This window comes from Streptomyces sp. NPDC058221 (assembly GCF_042882365.1).
Lineage (GTDB): Bacteria > Actinomycetota > Actinomycetes > Streptomycetales > Streptomycetaceae > Streptomyces.
In genome coordinates, this window is the sequence record NZ_JBHVWF010000012.1 from 1 (window position 1) to 17100 (window position 17100).

Genomic DNA, 17100 nt, shown 5'->3' on the forward strand with positions numbered 1-17100 from the left:
CTCCGGTGCGGTGCAGTCCTAGACAGCTCCACCACACCGGAGGTCTTCGCCTTTGATCAAGACCCTGGTGTCAACAACGCTCGTGATTAATACAGTTGTGGTATCTCATGACCTTGGTGCCTCGAAGTCCTCGATAGTGAGTTGTTGGGGGAAGGTATCGAGCGGCTCCGGCGGCTGGTCGAAGGTGACGCGGTAGTCGCTGCCTGCGGTCCGGCTGATCGGTGGTCGGCCGATGGCCGCGTGCGGACGGTCGTGGTTGTAGTAGTTGAGGAAGTCGGCGAGCGCCGTCCTTCGCTCCTGCTCCGAGGTGTAGTCGCGGACGTAGGCCTACTCCCTTGCCAGGGTGCCGTTGAAGCGCTCGACCTTCCCATTCGTGCGCGGCGTGTAGGGCCTGGTGCGCTTGTGGTTCGTCCCGGTCGCGGCGAGTGCATCGGCCCATGTGGCGGAGCGGTAGCAAGCGCCGTTGTCCGTGAGCACTCGTCGGATCGGCGCGATGTCGTGCGCGGCGAAGAACGCAACTGCCCGGTGCCAGAAGCCGGCCGCGGTGACCGCGCGCTCGTCCTCCAGGGCTTCGGTGTAGGCAAGGCGCGAATGGTCGTCGAGGGCGGAATGCAGGTAGGTGTAGCCGACGCGGCCTGTGTCGGGGCCGGTGCGCTTGGCGGCGCGGGCGGCGTCGGTGCCCAGGCCGTGCATGCGCCAGCCGCCGCCAGCGGGGATGCGGCCGAGCTTCTTGACGTCGACGTGGACCATGTCGCCGACGTGTTCGTGCTCGTAGCGGATGACCTCGCGCAACTGCTCGCCGGTCGGCATATCCAGATCTCGCAGGCGGTTCAGGCCCCGGCGCACCAGGACGCGGTGCACGGTGGCCGGCGCGATGATGATGCCGTGCAGGCGCTTGAGGTCGGCGGCAAGGCGGGCGGGGCCGTGCTTGGTCTGCCGCCGTAGCGCCTCCACCAGGTCCGCGATGTCCTCCGCGGTGCGGGCCGGGCTCCTGGCAGACCGGGAGGAGCGATCGAGCAACCCGTTCTCGCCGTGCGTGCGCCAGCGGGCGTACCACTTGGCCAGACAGCGCCGCGAGATCCCGGCTTCTGCCGCAACGTGTGCGATCGGACGCCCGGCATCCACGCGCTCACAGGGCCGACGACGCCCTTCCGGCGTCAGCGGGGCGTTGGGGTGCCCCGCCATATCAGCCCATCGAGGTCCCTATCCTGGGTGCCATCAGAGCGCCTCAGCCGCCCAGCCATTGTTCACCGCTGCCTGACGCGACGGCCGCACTCGTTTCCTCATGGGATGACCGATGTCGCGCCAGACTCTCCGGTTCAGGCGCGCAGGTCGGTGGTGAACCAGCCGGTGGTGAGATCGATGGTCTTTTGCAGGTGGTCGGTGAAGAGTTCGAAGTGCGTCTGCGGGATCTCGACGATGTCGAGGTGGGCGATGGGGCTGACCGCCTGGCGGGCGGCGGCTGCCGGGGTGATGGCGTCGTCGGTGGCAAGGACCGCGTGGACCGGCGTGGCGATGGCCGAAACGTTCTCCGCAGGGTGGTAGTTCGCCAGGTTCCACAGGGAGGCCAGAGTGACCTCATTGCGGTACCTGGGGGCGTCGGCGGTCATCTGCTCCATCCACCCCCACGCGCCGTCGGTCGTCATCGCGGCGGCGTCGCCGGGCTTGCCGACGCTGGCGATCATCTGCGGTTGTTCACCGGCGGCCATGCGCCTCGCGGCGTCCTCGACCGCCTCCATCAGTCCGGCGGGCTGCGCTGCGACGTCGAGACCCGTGAAGGGGATGAGGACGACGGTGGAGCGCACCCGAGTGTCGGCGGAAGCCAGCGCCAGGGCGTGGCCGCCGGACATGCTGGTGCCGAAGACGCCCAGGCGGGTCGCATCGATGTCGTCGCGGGCGGCGAGGTAGTCCAGCGCGTGACGGTAACCGCGCTGCTGGGCATCGAGGTCCATATGCTGGCGCGGTTCGCCGCCGCTGCCACCGAAGTTCGCGTAGTCGAAAGACAAGACGGCGATGCCTGCCTTGTTCAGGGCGGCGGCGTAGGCGGGCATGAGCATCTCCTTGACGCCGCCGAAACCGGGTGCCATCACCACCGCAGGAACGGGGCCGGCTGCGCCGTCGGGCAAGTAGAGGTCGCCTGCCAGGCGGATGCCGTCGGAGGGGAAGGTCACCGTGGTGGTCGTCATCGCATACTCCCGTGCGTGTCGGAGGGGGCTCAACGGTCGTCAGATCCTGTCCGGAGTTTTCAGGGGGCGCCGTTGAACTCCTGGTGGAGGTCGGGGAGGAAGGAGGCGAGGTGATTCATCTCTGAGGCACAGTGAACGGCCATGTCGTACCCGACGTTGGGTCCCATCGCCTTGGAGATGACACGGGGCAGCACGGTATCGCCGATTTTGCGGGACGCTTTGCCGGTCAGGAGCGGGGTGCCCCGGCCGGTCACGGAATGCGCCGGCAGGTCGAGCATCTGGGAGTCGTTCAGGAAGAAGCGGCTGCGCATCTCGCAGCCGTGGTCGGTGGGGCGGATCTGGTGGATGAGCCAGCCCATGGCCACGGGGTACTGGCTGAGGCCGACACGGGCGCAGATGACGGTGTTGCCCGGAGCGGGTTCGTCGAATCCGAGCCGGGTGGGATCAATGAAGCGGATGGCCAGGCGCTGCATGGTGCCGCCCACGTACTCGTCGGCGTAGGAGACGTTGCCGACGTAGCGCTGGCGGTCGGTGAGTGTGCGGTCGGCGCTGCGGTTCTCGCCGACGGCCGTGAACTGGTGGGCATCGGGGTGCCAGAGCTTGTAGCGGGCGCTCTCGCAGGAGTGCCAGCCGAACCACCAGTCCCACATCTCGGCGGTCACGTTGGGCATGTCGGTCAGGACGTTGATCATCCAGCCGCCGGGGGCACGGGTGTATCCGGTTTCCATCTTGTGGTGACCGGCACGCGACATGATCCGGGCGGCGTCTTCGACGCCGTAGGCGTACTCGGTCGGGGCCATGCCCGCGATCAGCACCTCGCGGACGTGGTCCTGGAACGGCAGGCAGTCGGTGCGGAAGTACTTGGCGTAGGGCTTGGCCGTGTCGTCCTGCCGGTAGCCGAGGTAACGCGGCTCTGCCTGGTAGCTCCCGGGCACGGGAGCCCGGTCGGTGGGGGTGGGGGCGTACTGGATCATGCCGATTCCTTTCGGGGCGAGGTGGGCGCCGGCGTCGACGAGGCGGTACCCCTGGGAAAGCGAAGAGGAGCTCCGCGGCGGCTGCCGCTGTAGCGGCCGGGCTCAGTCGGCGGATGCCGCAGTCCGGGGCGGATCACCTAGCCGCCATGGACACGAGTTGAGCATTTTTGCTCAAGCTGTGCAAGTCATCGTGCTCAATGTGTGCAAAAATGGGGTGTGGCAACGCGCGAAACGCAGAACTCGGAGTCGGCACCCGGCCCCGGTCGGTCCCTTCGGGCCCGCAGTCGGAACCGGATGCTGATACTCACCGCTGCGCAGAACGTGCTGGCCAGCAATCCAGACGCGTCCATGGACGACATCGCGGAAGCGGCGAACATGGTCCGCCGGACCGTGTACGGCCACTTCCCCACACGCCAGGACCTCATCGCCGCAGTGGTCGAAGTCGGAGCCCAGGAGCTCATCGAGCACGTCGGCGACATCGACGTACGCGCCGAGGACGCGGTGATGGAAATGGCGCGACTGGTCCTTCGGACCTGGGGGACGGCCAAGCGATTCGGCCCAGTCATCGACATAGCCCGCCGAAACGCGGTCGACGCAATGTACGCGGCCATGGAACCGTTCAACATGGTGGTCGCCGACTTGATCCGCCACGGCCAGACCCAAGGCTCCTTCCAGTCCTCCGTGGACGCCGACGTGCTCGCGCACCTGCTCCACGCCTGCGCCATGACGTTCCTCGCCGCCCAGCAGCGAGGAACGTGGGCCGGCGACGAGACCGACGTCGCCTACAGCCAACTCCTCAGCCTCGGTGCCCCGGCAGCCCTGGCCCGCGCCGCCGTTGACCAGGCCGCCGCATCACACGCCGCTCAGGCATCGGACGAAGCATCGGCTCCCTGCCACGTCCGGCCGTCGACCAACGCCGCAGCGTCACATTGATCGCCTCGTCCGCCACGATGTGGCATACGCCGAGCTCGTCCGCTACGGCCCGACTCCCGATCGACTGGGCCGCCCCGCTCAAACGGGTGACCCGCGCCCAGCACATCGGAATCCACCGGGGCGCCTGACCCTGCGGCACCAATCACACCGCCAACTGGCCGGCAACAGCCGACCGTCCGCCGCCCGGCGGCGGCCCCGACCAATTCGCCGTCGTCGGTGACGGCAACGAATGAGAACAACAGTCTCCGCGGAGCGACACCAATCTCATGAGATGGCACAGCTAGTCCGGCCAAAACTGACGACTGGCCAGGGGGCAACTGCGCTGGCACTTGGTCCAGGTCCGCTGTCACCGGAGACGGACCGGCGTGCTCGGTGCGCCCGCCGCCGTCGCTGGGCTTAGCCTCGGCGCATGAATGTGGATCCGGTGATACCGACCAGCGGGGAAGTAGCTGCGGCAGCGTACGTGCAGGTGTGGGCCGAGGCCGTGATGCGTCAGGCGGCACGGGCGCGCGCGGCACGGAAGCGGAACGCGACCGATGGGCTCATGTGGGAACGCAACGATGGCCCCGGGCCTCACGACCCTCGACCTCGCAGCCAACCAGCGAGCGATGTGGGCCGAGGACCACACGCTGGTGTGGGCCGCCTATCAGCTGGAGCAGTGGCAGGCGCGCCTGGCCAAAGAGCGCGGCAAGCCGGCACCGCAGAGGAGCGAGGTACTCAGGCTGGCGCGGAACTCCTTGGAACACCTCGTCGAGGCTCGCCCTGAGGAGGACACCGCGTCTCCGCAACCTGACCTCACCAACAAGCAGTTGAAGGGAACGGCGCTCACTTCGTTTCCAGGGCAGACGATGTCTCTGCTCGGCCGGCCCGCCGAAGAGATGGTGGACTCGGAGACGCTGGACCGGGAAGCACTGCGCCTCGTGGGGGCAGTTGAGACCGAGCTCGGTGAACAGGCGCTGGATTGGTACACCGAGCTTGAGCGGGATCGCTGACCCGGGGCGGGCAGGCTGCCCGCCCCGGCCCTCTGCCGTTGCGGCCGAAGCCAGCCTTCCAGCTCGCTGAGCCGCTGACGCCGCCCGTCGATAGTCTGCTCGGCCAGCCCAATTGCCGAGCGCGGCAGTGAACCTCCTGCCGCAATGGCTGAAGTGGGTTCCACGCTGTCCAGTGCCTGCCAGCTCAAGGGGCGCTCGGGGTCGGGGAAGTCGAACACCGCGCACGGGGGCGGGCGCAGGAGTTTGTTCTCGTCGCCGCCGTCGCAGCCCTTGCGGCAGGCGGCGCAGTCCGGGCACCACTGGGCCGGGCGCCTCCACGGGTGCGGCAGGCCCCGGGTGTCACCGCGGGCGAGGCGGCCTCGACATTTCTGGCAGCGCGGTGCGCAGCCCTTCGCCACCTGAACTCCACCACATCGCGTGGCCCTGTGTGGATAGGCGCTGCTCACCTAACGGCAGTCCCTGTAGCGGTTCTTGGTGTGATCCGATCGATGCGAAAGGGGTGCGCAATCGCATCCTCCCTCCGTACAACCCGATCCGGGCGTGATGGGCGTCACCTTAATGATGTCTGACTTGTCTCCTTCGGGACGAGGTGCCCCCCTGGCCAGCATGTGTAGCCCGCACATAAGTTCTCGTCAGAATAGTGAGAATTTCATGAGTAGAACGTGGGAGAAATGCGAAGACTTGGGCGGGGACCTTCGGGGCGGCGTTGCTGGGGCGTGATCGTTAGCGTGGCTCTTGCTGCGGGCGCGCTGCCGACGCTCGCCCTGGCCGGTGCAGTGCCCGCGGAAGCGGCGGCCTCGGCAGGCGCTGGAACGACGGAGCCGGCGACCTCCGAGACGCAGGCGCTGGCGAAGGCGAAGAAGTCGGGAGAGCCGGTAGAGGTGCTATCTCAGCGGGGGGAGAGCAGCGAGGTCTTCGCTACCCCGCAGGGCGACCTGGAGGCCCGTGAGTATCTGCGCCCGGTGTGGACGCGGCGGGGCGGCGGGTGGAAGCAGATCAACACGGATCTGGCAGTGACCGGGGATGGGGCGGTTGCGCCTAAGGCCACCGCAGTGGGCCTTCAGTTCTCAGGGGGCGGCGACAAGGCGCCGCTGGTGCAGTTGCAGCGCGCGGGCCGCACACTGAGCCTGTCGTGGCCCACGAGGCTCCCGCCCCCGCAGGTCAGCGGCGACACGGCCACCTACCGCGACGTACTGCCAGGTGTGGACCTGCGCATGGGTGCTCAGGAGGACGGCTTCACTCAGCTCCTGGTTGTGAAGACGGCCGAGGCCGCGGCCGGTAAGGAGCTTGAGGAGCTGCGTCTGAAGCTTGAGGTGGAGGGCCTGGATGTCAATGAGACTGCGGACGGCGGCCTGAAGGCCACTGATGCGGGTGCCAAGGGCACTGTGTTCGAGGCTCCGAAGCCGATGATGTGGGACTCCAGCACCGGCACTGCGGACGGCACCGCGCCCGCGCCGACCGGGTCGGCCCGCACGACGGCAGCAGACGCCGGCGATGCAGAACCCGGCGCTGGCGAGTCCGCCAAACTGGCCGCGGTTGATGTGAGTGTGCCCGAGAGTGGGGATGAACTTGTCCTGACCCCGGATGAGGACGTCCTCAAAGGCAAAGACACCCAGTTCCCAGTGTTCATCGACCCGCAGTGGTACTCGCCGCGCGCCTCGGCGTGGACGATGGCGTCGAAGTACTGGGCGTCGTCCCCGCAGTGGAAGTTCAACGGCGACCACGATTCGGGCATGGGCTACTGCAACTGGTCGTACTGCCAGCCGAACGACACTAAGCGGCTCTTCTACCGCATTCCGGTGTCGAAGTTCTCGGGCAAGTCGGTTCTTTCGGCAGAGTTCGTGGTGCGCAATACCTGGTCGGCCTCGTGTAGTAAACGTGAGGTGGAGCTGTGGCAGACCAAGGACATCTCGGACAAGACGACCTGGAACTCGCAGAATGCCTCCGGTTTTTGGGCGAAAAAGCTGACGTCGGGTTCGTTCGCGTACGGATACTCCGGCTGCGGTGCGCAGGACGCCGAGTTCAGTGTGAAGTCAGCCGTGCAGGCAGCTGCTAATGCCAAGAGCGCGACGATGACGTTCGGGCTGCGAGCCGGCAGCGAGTCGGACGCCTACGGGTGGAAGCGATTCTCCGATAAGGCATATCTGCGAGTTAAGTACAATCGTCCGCCGGCGCAGCTGAAGTCGTCGCAGCTGACCATGGAGTATGGCGGCACCTGCAAACCGTCCTCGAAGACGGCGCGTGTGCGCACCCTGGGCAAGATCTACGCGAACAACGTTGCCGACCCTGACAAAGACAGCGTGTCGGTCCAGTTCCAGGCCAAGTGGGACAACGGCTCCTGGAGCCCCGCCAAGACGTCCGCGAAGAAGTCGGGTTCCGACTTCGCGATCTCCTTGCCGACCTCGATCCCGAAGAACAAGACGGTGAACTGGTACGCACGCGTCTATGACGGTGCCCAGTACTCGCCGTGGTCGTACGCCGGTGACCCACAGGCGTGCTACTTCATCTACGACACCGCCGTGCCGAAGGCTCCGTCGGTCGGCTCGGGTGACTATCCGGCCTCGGACCCGGCCGACCCCGATGACCCCTGGTACGACGGAGTGGGCCGCTACGGGTCGTTCGAGATCAACGGCGCCGAGTCGGATGTGACAACGTACTGGTACGGCGTCAACGGCGACCCCACCTCGGGGAACAAGATCACGACGACGGGCGGTGCCGCGAGGAGCGCCAAGGTACTCCCTGCCAAGCCGGGCCTCAACTTCTTCACGGCGCAGGCGTTCGACTCTGCCGGGAACGGTAGCGAGATCCGCACGTATCAGTACCGGGTGAAGGCAGGCCAGCCCGAACGGGCCACTTGGCAACTGGATGAAGGACCGGACGCGAGCGAGGCCGAGGGGTCCACGCCCGGACGCAGTCTGGCTCTACGCGGGGGCGCCGTTCCGGGTGAGGCCGGCGCGCAGGGCACCGCGGTTCACTTCAACGGCACCGACGCATACGCGTCCACTGATCTGCCGCCGGTGGACACCAGCGCCGGCTTCGCGGTTTCGTCGTGGGTGAAGCTCGACAAGGTGCCGGACGCGACGGCGGACGTGGTGCTCGTGCCCGGCAACAACGCTCCCGGCCTTGAGCTGTACTACTCGACGACGTTGGGATGGTCGTTCAACCAGTACAAGTCCGATGACGCGGCGAGCGGGATCGTACGCGCGACGCAAGGTGACGCCGGGAAGGTGAAGGTCGGCACATGGACGCATCTGGTCGGGTCCTACGACTCGGCCCGTGACGTCATGGAACTGTTCGTCGACGGCAAGCTGGTGGCGTCGACCCCGTACAGCGCGCCTTGGGAGGCGCGTCGCGGTCTGGTGATCGGCGGGAAGAACTTCACGGGTACCGCCTCGGCGTTGCTCCCGGGAACGATCGATGAAGTACAGATGTTTGACAAGCCGCTCGCCCAAGGAGAGGTCGACAATCTCCACGCGTTCAAGAGCGTCGGTGACCCGGGCCGTCCCGCGATCGCAATTTTCAACCTCGACGAGCCCGCTGACGCCACAGAGATCACGGGGCGCGGTGGCGTACTGCCCGCCACGTACAACGGCACGGTGACCACCGGCGTCGAGGGTATCGCCGGCAAGGCCACCCACTTCGACGGCACCAGCGGCTACGCGAAGATCGGCCGGGCCAGCGGGGCACACGTGAACACCTCGCGAGCCTTCACCGTCTCCGCCTGGGCCAAACTCGACAAGGCGCCGTCCCAGGCCGCCATCATCACCGCGCAGGCGGGCACGGACCGGCCCGGATTCGAGCTGTACTACTCGTCCGCCTATAAGCGTTGGGCCGTCAACCAGTACGCCGCCGATACACCTGCCGCTTCCATCATCCGGGCCACGCAGCCCGAGGGAACCACCGCGCAGATCGGTACCTGGACCCACCTCGTCGGAGTTCACGACCCCGTGGCAGACACCCTTACGCTCTACGTCAACGGCCGGCGCGCCGGCTCCACGAAGCTCGCCGGAGCCTTCTACGCCGACCAGTCCATGTACATCGGTGCGGGGAGCTACAGCGGATCCGTCACCAACTTCTTCCCCGGAACCATCGATGACGTCCGGCTGCTGGACCGGTCGGTGTCGGCCGAGGAAGTCCAGCAGATGTACATGCAACGCCCCTCGGTCAAAACGCGGTGGAAGTTCGACACGGCCAGTGGCACCAGCACGGTCACCACACCCAACGAAATCTCCGGCGCACCTGCACTGACCTTGAACGGTGGCGCCAAGCAGGCTGATGGGACCGGCACCATCGACACCGCCGGCGTCATGGGCGGACTACAGCTGGACGGCATCAGCGGCTACGCGTCGACCAGCGACGTCCCGGTCGACACCTCGGGCAGCTTCACCATTACAGCGTGGGCTCAGGCCTCAGCGATACCGGAAGACGCCGTCGCCCTAGCCAGCGCGGAGGGCACCAAGCATTCGGCGTTCACGGTGAGGTTCGTGCCCGATGCCACCGACCCGGAGAATAATCCCGGGCGCTGGCAGTTGGGTGTCGCCGACAGCGACAGTACGCAAGCCGCAGTGGCTCAGGTCGACAACAGCAACTTCTGGGACGCCCGGGAGTGGAGCCATCTCGCGCTGGTCTACGACGGCTTCGCCAGGCAGGCCCGCCTCTATGTCAACGGCAGCCTGGAGGAAGTCGCCTGCACTGATGCCGATGGTGACGGTGATGCCGACAACACCACCTGCCAGGACGCGGTTCCCTGGGCGGAGAACGCGCTCGCCTTCAAGGCGACGTCCCTCCAGTTCGGCCGTGAAGGCACCGGATCCGGCGCCGGACAGTACTTCCCCGGCGTGGTCGACGACGCGTGGGTATTCCAGAGCCCGCTGAGCGACGACCAAGTTTACAAGCTGGCGACCAGTTTCTACGACGTACCCACCGTGGTGCCCGGTAGCTGACCGTTCTGCCCGGCGGGGCGTCTGGCCATCAGCCCTGACGCCCCGCCTTCTTCTCATTCATCGCGTGCCTCCCAGTGCTGTGACCGCACGCGCCCATTCGATGAAGGATTAATCCAGAGATGTCCCGCATAAGACAGCCACGTCGTGCCCTGGAAAGAGTCAGGCGCACGGTTGCCCTGGCAGCCTCCACGGCCATGCTGGCCACACTGGTCCAGTCAATCGCGTTCGCACCGGCCGCCAACGCGGCAGGTGCGGGGAGGCCAGGCATCAGCGATCCGGACAAGCCGGTTGCCGGGCACGAACTCTCCAAGCTTGAGCCCCGCAAGCTTCAAAAGGGCCCACCCACCCCGCAGGAGACGCCGAAGTCCACCTGGCCCACGCCTGATGACGCCGTCGTCACCCTCGCCGAGGCGGGAGCGACGGCCGGTAGTCCCGTCCAGGCGGGGAGCCTTCCACTGAGGCTGAATACACCGTCGAAACGACAGGCCGAGAGGCCACTCGACGGCAGGATCACCACTCGTGTTCTGTCGCGGAAGGCTGCCACGGAGGCCGGCGTCGACGGGTTGCTGTTCACCCTGCAGCCGCAGTCCGCCGATGGCGCGGGCAGCGTCGGAGCGATCGTCGACTACGAGAAATTCGCCCAGGCCCGCGGCGGCGACTACGGCTCGCGACTGACTCTGGTCGAGCTGCCAACTTGCGCGCTGACAACCCCGTCCAAGGCTCACTGCCGCTCGACCCGTCCCGTCGTCACCACCAACGACACCGAGAAGCAGACCTTGACGGCCAAGTCTGTGGAGGTGACGTCCGGAATCCCGACCGTGCTCGCCGCCGTCGCAGGCGACGGCGCCAAGTCCGGTGACTACAAGGCGAGCCCGCTGTCCCCATCGGCAACTTGGAACACGAGCCTCAACACGGGTGACTTCAACTGGTCCTACGATATAGATGTCCCGAACGTGACTGGAGATCTCACCCCCAAAGTCGCCCTGTCGTACTCATCAGGCACCATCGACGGTCGCACCGGTAACACCAACAATCAGTCCTCCTGGGTCGGCGACGGCTTCGACCTGTCGCCTGGCTTCATAGAGCGGCGCTACAAGCCGTGTGCCGAGGACGGGCAGAAGGCCGACGACGGGGTTAGCAGGCCCGGCGACCTGTGCTGGGGTTACGACAACGCGTTCATCTCCTTCAACGGCAAGGGCGGGGAACTCGTCCCGACCGGCACGGCCGACGTGTACAGGCTCAAGAACGACGATGGCACGCTGATCAATCGACTACGCAGCACCGCACTGGCCAACGGCGACAACGACGGGGAGTACTGGCGCATTACCACCCCGGACGGTACGAAGTACTACTTCGGATTCAATAGGCCCTCCGGATGGACTGCGGACAAAGAGGAGACCAACTCATCCTGGACCGTGCCCGTCTACGGCGACGATGCCGGCGAACCCTGCCACAAGGACACCTTCGCCGAATCCTGGTGCCAGCAGACCTGGCGCTGGAACCTGGACGCCGTCGTCGACGTGCACGGCAACAAGATGAACTACTACTACGGCAAGGAGACCAACTCCTACGGCCGTAACCTCAAGGCCGCCGACGACACCTCGTACACACGCGGTGGCTACCTCAAGCGCATCGAGTACGGCCTGCGAACCAACTACTACGCCAACCCGCTGGCCAAGGTCGAGTTCACCAGTTCCGAGCGCTGCATCCCCGATGCCCACACGGACTGCTCGTCGATCTCCAAGGACTCGGCCTACTGGTACGACACGCCGTGGGACATGAACTGCGAGACAGGAACAGACTGCGACAAGGGTCGGATGTCGCCGACGTTCTGGACCCGCAAGCAGCTGACCGACATCACCACGAAGGTTCTCAAGGGCGATGCCTACAGCACTGTCGACTCCTGGAAACTGACCCATCGCTGGGGCCAGGCAGACATCGACTACCAGTTGCTGCTGGACTCAATCCAGCACACCGGCCACACCGGCCCCGCAACGCAGCCCGACATCACCCTGCCGAAGGTCACCTTCGCCTACACCCAGCTTGCCAACCGGCTCGACAAAACCGGCGACGGCTACGCCCCGTTCATCAAGGCGCGCCTGTCCACTGTCGATGACGAGTACGGCGGCCAGATTGACGTCAACTACTCCGCCCCGGCCTGCAACGCCTCCGCACTGCCAACACCGGAAACCAACGCTACCCGTTGCTTCCCGCAGATGATCTCGGAATCGGTGGACGAGGATCCACGTACTCACTGGTTCAACAAGTACGTAGTCGCCTCCACTACCCAGAGCGACCGCACCGGCGGCGCTCCGGATGCTGTGACCGTCTACGACTACCTCGGAGATGCCGCCTGGCACTACGACGACGATGACGGTCTGACCCGGGAGAGGAGCAAGACCTGGTCCCAATGGCGTGGCTACGGTCACGTTCGCGTCAAGACCGGCGGCCAAGGCGGCAGTGCCGCCATGAAATCCCAGGCCGACTCCTACTTCCTACGTGGCATGGACGGCGACCGCAAGAACAAGGACGGTGGCACCAAGTCCGTGACCGTCGCGCTCGACACCGGCGAAGGCGATGCGATCGCCGACGACCAATCGGGCGCCGGCTTCACCTACAAGACCGCTGCCTACTCCGGTCCCGGTGGCAAAGTCCTGTCAAAAACCGTGAACCAGCCATGGCACCGCGAGACCGCGAAGAAGGTCCGCGACTGGGGCACCGTTACAGCCAATCAGACCGGCACGCTCAACACCTGGAACTGGTCATCGCTGGACGGCGGCGTCGGCACTGAATGGCGCAAGACCTACATCTCCTACAGCCACGACACCCATGGGCGCGTGGTTATGCAGCACGACGCAGGCGATTCCGCCACCGCGGCCGATAACCGGTGCACACGTACCACTTACGCGACCAACACGTCAGCCAACCTCCTCGACAAGGTTTCCCGGGTCGAGACGGTCGCCGCTGCCTGCGTCGGCACCCCGGACCGCAGCAAGGATGTAATCTCCGACATCCGCACCTCCTACGACAACGCCGCCTATGATGCTGCGCCCACCAAGGGCGATGCCACAGCGACGGCAGTACTCCACGAACACGACGGCGTCACCGGCACTTACACCGAGGACGACACCACCTACGACCCCTACGGTCGCCCTCTGGCCATGACCACCACAGCTGCCGACGTCACCGCCAAGGAAGGCGGCGTGCCGACGCGGACCCCCCGCCCCGGCGAGCTGACCAACACCACCGCCTACAGCCCGGCCACAGGCTTCCCCACGACCACCACGACCACCACGCCACCGGCCAGGGGCGGCGACGCGAACTCCGCACAGACCGCGACCACGACCCTGGACCCGCTGCGCGGCCGGCCCACGACCCAGAAGGACACCAACGGCAAGGCCACCGCCTTCACCTACGACGCGCTGGGCCGCAGCGACAAGGTATGGCGTGCCGACCGCAAGACTGGGCAGACACCGTCCTTCGACTTCGACTACTTCATCGACGAGGGCAAGGCCGCCGCAGTTCGCACGCTGACCCTCGACAACAAGGGCGGTCAGATCGCCTCCTACGCTCTGTACGACGGGCTTCTGCGCGAGCGCCAGACCCAGGACGTGGGTCCGGACGGCGGCCGTCTGCTCACCGACAAGTTCTACGACGAGCGCGGTCTACTCGCCAAGACCTTCGGCTCGTACTACACCGAGGGTGCTCCGAAGCGTGATCTGTTCAAGCCCGCCGACGCCCTCGGCATCGAGGCACAGACCCGTACGACCTACGACGGTCTGGGCCGAGAGACGGACTCGAAGCAGATCGCCGGCAACGGCGATGGTGGCGCCGTGCTAGGTGTCACCAGGACCATCTACGGCGGCGACCGCACCACGATCATCCCGCCGGTCGGCGGCACCGCCACCACAACCCTCACCGACGCACGCGGCAACGTCGTCGAGAGCCGCCAACTCCACAGTCGCGACGCAAGCGCCGCCTACGACGCCACCCACTACACCTACACCCCCGCGGGCAAGTCGGCCTCAGTCACCGATCCGGCCGGTAATACCTGGAAGTACCAGTACGACCAGCGAGGCAACCAGATCCTGGCCGACGACCCGGACAAGGGAGAGACCAGGAGCACCTACGACGACCGCAATCAACTCATCACAACCGAGGACGCGCGACACACCGTTCTGTTCCGCACCTACGATCAGCTCGGGAGACAGATCGAACTGCGGGACGAGGACGCGTCCGGTGCGCTGCGCGCGTCATGGCTCTACGACACGGTCACAGGGGCAAAAGGGCAGTTGGCCTCGTCCACCCGCTATATCGGGAAGGACGAGTACACCACCAAGGTCACTCAGTACGACCAGTTGTACCGCCCGACCCGCACCGCAATGACCGTTCCCGCAACCGAGGGCGGCCTGGCTGGCACCTACCAGTCAAGCACCAGCTACGAGACCTCCGGCCTGATCGGTGGTGTCTCCTACTCCGCGGCCGGCTCACTGCCCGGCGGCTCCTACAGCTACGCGTACGACAACGCCACCCTGCGTCCGACGTCCGTCCTCGGCGACGGATTCACGACTGACACCAGCTACTCCCTGACCGGCAGGCCCTTGCAGTACGCCTACAGTTCCACTGCCGAGGGAGCCAAGAAGATCTGGACGACCAACACCTACGAGTGGGGTACCCAGCGCTTGGCCACTTCGCGCGTCGACCGCGAAAACGTCCCCGGGGTCGACCGGCTCAACACCTACAAGTACGACGAGGCCGGCAACGTCACGTCCGTCTCGGACGTCGCGCGCGCCGGCACCGACGCGCAGTGCTTCGCCTACGACTACCTGCGGCGCGTGACAGAAGCGTGGAGCCAGGGCAACACTGCTTGTGTGAGCACCCCGAGCGAAAGCGCTGCCGGCGGAGTGGCTCCGTACTGGAACTCCTACACCTTCGACCAGTCGGGCAACCGCAAGACCGAGACGATTCACGACCTTGGCGCCGACAAGGCCCAGGACACGGAGCGCGTCTATGCCTACCCGGCCGCTGGAAACAGCCGGCCCCACACCCTCACGGATGTCACTCAGACCGGATCAGAAGGTGCGTCCAAGGACACATACAAGTACGACGTCACCGGCAATACCACCGATCGCGCCCTCCGGAGCGGTACCCAGAAACTGACCTGGGACGCGGAGGGCCACCTCGCCAAGGTTACCCAGCCCGTCGAGGGCAAGGCGGACGAAGTCACCGAATACGTCTACGGCACCGACGGCACTCGACTCGTCCAGCGGAGTCCCAAGCAGACCACGCTCTATGTCGGCAACACCGAAATTGTGCTGGCCAAGGGTGCGGCGAAGTCGAAGGCCACTCGCTACATAGACCTCGGCGGGGGCAGCCAAGCCGTTCAGTCTGACGACGGAAAGGTCGCCATCACCGTTGCCGACAGCGTCGGAACCGGTCAACTCGCCATCAACACTAGCGACCTGAGCCTTTCGGAGCGCCGCACGCTTCCCTTCGGAGGTACCCGCGGTACGGATACGGGGAACTGGCCCGGCACCAAGGGCTTCATCGGCGGCGTGGACGACACCGACACGACAGGGCTCACTCATCTCGGAGCCCGTGAATACGACTCCACCACCGGCCGGTTCATCTCCGTCGACCCGATCATGGATTCGGGTGACCCCCAGCAGATGAACGGATACACCTACAGCAACAACAACCCCGCCACGTTCAGCGACCCCACCGGCCAGAAGTTCTGTGCGGATGACTGCAGGCACCAAGACGACTACATCGACTATCAAAGCGGCACCGCCACCTACGTACACGTTGGCACCGGAGATGGCGGCGGGGGGAGCAGCAGCGGCAGTGGCAGCGGGGACTCACGCAAGGACGAGATCGGCAGCCGTGCGGCAGCAGGCTATCGCTCCGGGTTCTCATTCCTGGACACCGAAGCCATCCTCAACCCGAATGCCGCCCAGTTGGTGGCTCTCTGGTTCATGGGTGCGACACCGGCCGCGTATCACTTCGATGACTCCGACAAGATGACACAGGACGTGAAGCGTCATATCTGGATGTCTGTTGTACGTAGGTACCTGACGCATCGCGAGGGGGTAAAAATCGGCGAGAGCATCAAGGGCCTTGACTACAAGACCACATATGGGGCAAGGATGAATGATCTGCCACTCAAGGGCATGATGGCCGCTGAGGGTACGGACGCGATCACGCAATTGCTGGGCGACAGTTCCCCGGCTACGGCAGAAGGTGCCACCCGCGCTGTGCTTGGTTCCTTCAACCTCAAGGCCAAGGTGACGGGCTACAATAAGCTATCGAAACGAGGGTCGGTTGAGTTCAAGATCACCCAATCGACGACCGTGGAATCCCTGACGCGGGGTGTTTCCAAGGAGGGGTACGAGAGCGGCGCCAAGGATCCCCTGGCCTCGGCAATTTCCAGCGGTATGCGAGCGATGTTTCCCAACGGGCAAAAGGAAGCCAAGATGACCTTCCGCTGGACCGAGCAGATACTGATGCCGGAGCCCGGGCGATGAGGCGCGCACCAGTCGGACTCGCAATGGCGTGTGCCGGGGTGCTGGCTCTCAGCTCCTGCGTGGACAGCCGTACCGACCCGCCGCCAGCTCCCGTCAAGGTGACTGCCGCCGACCTCTACGGCACTTGGACGGGCTGGAAGGGGAGTTCCCTGACCTTCCAACCCGAATCCCGTGCGGTGGTGGAGAACCTCGACGGGCAAGAGTTCGAATTCGATGATGCCTGGCGCATGTCGGGCCCGGGGTCCTGGCGTCTCTTGAAGCCCGGGGCGTATCGAGGTGGGAACACCGTGGGCAACGGATCGGTAATTCAGATCAAAGCAAGCCCGGGCGGTGGTGCAGGTAAGAAGGATCCTGCGGCTGAAAGTCCGGAAGCAGAAAAGGAATTCACCCCGGACGATGTCGCGTCTCGCACCGAACCGCCGCCGGAAAAGGCGGTGTGGGACATTGGTGTCACCAGGAGCAAGAAGGGGAAACTCCGACTGTTCTTCCTGACATCGGACCCTGACGTGCGGGATACCTACTACCTCACGAAGAAGAAGTAAATGAGC

The 17100-nt window shown here is 65.7% G+C and carries 7 protein-coding genes and 1 pseudogene; 5 read left to right on the forward strand and 3 right to left on the reverse strand.

The genetic code is table 11. The annotated features are described in order from the left end of the window. Nucleotides 1-210: 210 nt before the first annotated feature. The 3 genes and pseudogenes from ACFVW8_RS06380 to ACFVW8_RS06390 all read right to left on the reverse strand — a co-directional run. Nucleotides 211-1185, reverse strand: a pseudogene (locus ACFVW8_RS06380) (IS481 family transposase); the annotation flags it as partial. A gap of 134 nt (nt 1186-1319) precedes the next feature. Next, a complete protein-coding gene (locus ACFVW8_RS06385; RefSeq protein ID WP_389686632.1) occupies nt 1320-2186 on the reverse strand; it encodes an alpha/beta hydrolase in 867 nt (288 codons plus the stop codon). A gap of 59 nt (nt 2187-2245) precedes the next feature. Beyond that, nucleotides 2246-3160: a DAPG hydrolase family protein gene (locus ACFVW8_RS06390; protein WP_389686634.1), complete on the reverse strand. Its 915-nt coding sequence runs from the start codon at nt 3158-3160 to the stop codon at nt 2246-2248. Between the two features lie 294 nt (nt 3161-3454). Here ACFVW8_RS06390 and ACFVW8_RS06395 point away from each other — a divergent pair, with 294 nt between their 5' ends. The 5 genes from ACFVW8_RS06395 (at nt 3455) to ACFVW8_RS06415 (ending at nt 17094) form a co-directional block, all read left to right on the forward strand. After that, nucleotides 3455-4093, forward strand: coding sequence for a TetR/AcrR family transcriptional regulator (locus ACFVW8_RS06395; protein ID WP_389686636.1), 639 nt, complete (start codon nt 3455-3457; stop codon nt 4091-4093). 560 nt (nt 4094-4653) lie between these two features. Then, the gene (locus tag ACFVW8_RS06400; RefSeq protein ID WP_389686638.1) at nt 4654-5085 is read left to right on the forward strand and encodes a hypothetical protein; all 432 of its coding nucleotides are present in this window, start codon (nt 4654-4656) and stop codon (nt 5083-5085) included. Nucleotides 5086-5756: 671 nt separating this feature from the next. After that, entirely contained in the window at nt 5757-10028 is a 4272-nt protein-coding gene (locus ACFVW8_RS06405) for a LamG domain-containing protein (RefSeq protein WP_389686640.1), read from the forward strand. 194 nt (nt 10029-10222) lie between these two features. Further along, on the forward strand, nt 10223-16552 hold the full coding sequence (locus tag ACFVW8_RS06410; protein ID WP_389686642.1) for an RHS repeat-associated core domain-containing protein: 6330 nt from the start codon (nt 10223-10225) through the stop codon (nt 16550-16552). Nucleotides 16553-16611: 59 nt separating this feature from the next. Next, nucleotides 16612-17094 (forward strand): hypothetical protein, encoded by a 483-nt coding sequence (locus ACFVW8_RS06415; protein WP_389686644.1) that lies wholly within the window; start codon nt 16612-16614, stop codon nt 17092-17094. The last annotated feature ends 6 nt before the right edge of the window (nt 17095-17100 follow it).